This window comes from Mesorhizobium sp. M7D.F.Ca.US.004.03.1.1 (assembly GCF_003998635.1).
GTDB classification, from domain to species: Bacteria; Pseudomonadota; Alphaproteobacteria; order Rhizobiales; family Rhizobiaceae; genus Mesorhizobium; species Mesorhizobium loti.
This window is the reverse complement of sequence record NZ_RZQG01001118.1, coordinates 1-1723: the sequence shown is the minus strand read 5'-3', so window position 1 is coordinate 1723 and position 1723 is coordinate 1. Positions and strand designations below refer to the sequence as shown.

General features: G+C 62.0%; 3 protein-coding genes and 1 pseudogene. 1 reads left to right on the top strand and 3 read right to left on the bottom strand.

The window, feature by feature from the left end; genetic code table 11:
• A pseudogene (locus EN935_RS41590) lies at positions 1-196 on the bottom strand (hypothetical protein); the annotation flags it as partial.
• A 152-nt stretch (positions 197-348) separates the two neighbouring features.
• On the opposite strand from EN935_RS41590, the gene EN935_RS34575 reads away from it, so the two are divergent.
• Positions 349-537: a hypothetical protein gene (locus tag EN935_RS34575; RefSeq protein ID WP_109662516.1), complete on the top strand. Its 189-nt coding sequence runs from the start codon at positions 349-351 to the stop codon at positions 535-537.
• A gap of 96 nt (positions 538-633) precedes the next feature.
• On the opposite strand, the gene EN935_RS34570 is transcribed toward EN935_RS34575, so the two are convergent.
• Both EN935_RS34570 and EN935_RS34565 read right to left on the bottom strand, forming a co-directional pair.
• Positions 634-1203, bottom strand: coding sequence for a DUF1254 domain-containing protein (locus EN935_RS34570; protein WP_109662519.1), 570 nt, complete (start codon positions 1201-1203; stop codon positions 634-636).
• The coding region (locus EN935_RS34565) for a DUF1214 domain-containing protein (RefSeq protein WP_245489127.1) at positions 1196-1723 on the bottom strand (528 nt) is incomplete at its 5' end. The genes EN935_RS34565 and EN935_RS34570, both read right to left, overlap by 8 nt.

Sequence of the window (1723 nt, the reverse complement as noted above, 5' to 3'; positions counted from 1 at the left end):
CATTGTCGAACAGCGGCAGCGTCAGGTCTTCGAGCTGGCCGATCTCACGGCGTGAAGGGCGGGTGAGCGAGCAGAACGCCGACACCGCGGCGCGGAACAGCCTTTCGGCCTTTCCCGAGTCTTTTCGTACCGCGATTTGCCTGAAGTCCGAAGATGACACGAAGGATACGCCCGTACTCGACACAAGCTTGGCCACGCTCGACCGGGACTGTGTCGGTTTCGCGAGTGCCAAGAACAAAGATCAAGTTAGCGACGATCCGTTAGCGCTCCGTTAACCCTCTGCCGGCCTTAATGATATTTGGAGGCGTTGCGTTGTGCTCCGGGGAAACCGAGAGGAATGCGCGAACCATGGGCATGGTACTGTCTTTCGTGCCGCGTACGGCACCAAGCAATCGGACAAAGCAAACCGCCGAAATTCCGGCGGCGGTGATCATCTTTCCCGGCATCCGCTATGAGCGGTCTCATGCCGGCGAAGTGCGGCCGGTCGATCCCGACAAGCCGGGATCGCCAGGGACGAAGCCGGTCCCGCATCACTAGAGCATGATCCCGAAAAGTGGAATCCGGTTTTCGGAAAAGATCATGCTCAAACAATAAGATAGAGCCCATCCCGATTCCATCGGGATGGAACAGGCTCTAGAAGTCCTGCAACTCGCAGGAACTCTGCTCGAAGAAGCGCGATACGATCGGCTTCCAGCTGTCGTCGGGCACGAAGGCGCGGATGACGAAGATGCCTTCCTCGATCGGCGCTTCGACAAAGATCGTTCCCTGAAGGTCCTCGGGAAGGTCCTTGCGCACGTCGATCATCTGCGCCGGCGTCAGCACGACGGCATCCAGCACGCCGCCGGTCGCGGTGTGGTCGTTGAAGGAATAGATGTTGTGGCCGCTGCGGTCATAGACCGACACCGACCAGAACGGCACGTGTCCAGGTGCCTTGATCCGGACCATGCCTTCGCCCAGGTCGAAACGGCATGCCGTTGCGTAGAACAGCGGATCGACGGATTTCACCACGGGCGCGCCACCGGCCTCGGCATCGAGCCGCGTCATCCTGTAGAGATCCGACGCCATGGACAGCCGCGACCAGGCATCGCGTTCGGAAAACTCAGGCACCAGAAGCAGCACGGCGATGTGCACGATGCCGGCGCCGAGCAGGCCGAGCAGGACGGCATGCAGAAGTCTGCGCATCGTTGCATAAAAGCTACGCATCGCAGCCGACCTTGACGATCCGCGGTAGCGAAACGTCCGAAAGGCCGGTGCTGCTGGCGATCGGCGTGTCGTAGAAGGTCAGCACGAAATACATCCTGCCGAAGCCGTCGGTCAGCAGCCAGTTGCCCGGCATCGGGTGATGGCCGGCGGAAATGACGACCGAGTTATCGGGTTGTCGTACAACACCATAGGATTGCAGCGCCGCCAGCCGGGGTTTGCCGGTTTCGACCACGCCGAGCGACTGGTCGGCGGCATAGAGCGTCCAGAACCGCGCCGTCGGAAATCCGCCCTCGATGGTGTAGGTGCATTCGCGCTTGAGCTCGGCGCCGCCCGTGTCGCGCTCGGCGACGAAGGACAACCCTTCGGCGCGGCCGAGCGCAAGCACCCCCTCGCGCGCCACGCGGGCTTTGGAATAGGGGTCGGCGGACGGCGTGCCGATATCGGGAAAGGCTGTCCATTGGCCGATCCGGATGGCGCCGACGCCATCCTGGACTTTCAGCGCATACCAGACGCTGCCGCC

What these genes read in the sequence shown, in the direction of transcription:
- EN935_RS34575 (WP_109662516.1), top strand. Translation starts at nt 349, where the DNA reads ATGGGCATGGTACTGTCTTTCGTGCCGCGTACGGCACCAAGCAATCGG.
- EN935_RS34570 (WP_109662519.1), bottom strand. Translation starts at nt 1,203, where the DNA reads ATGCGTAGCTTTTATGCAACGATGCGCAGACTTCTGCATGCCGTCCTG.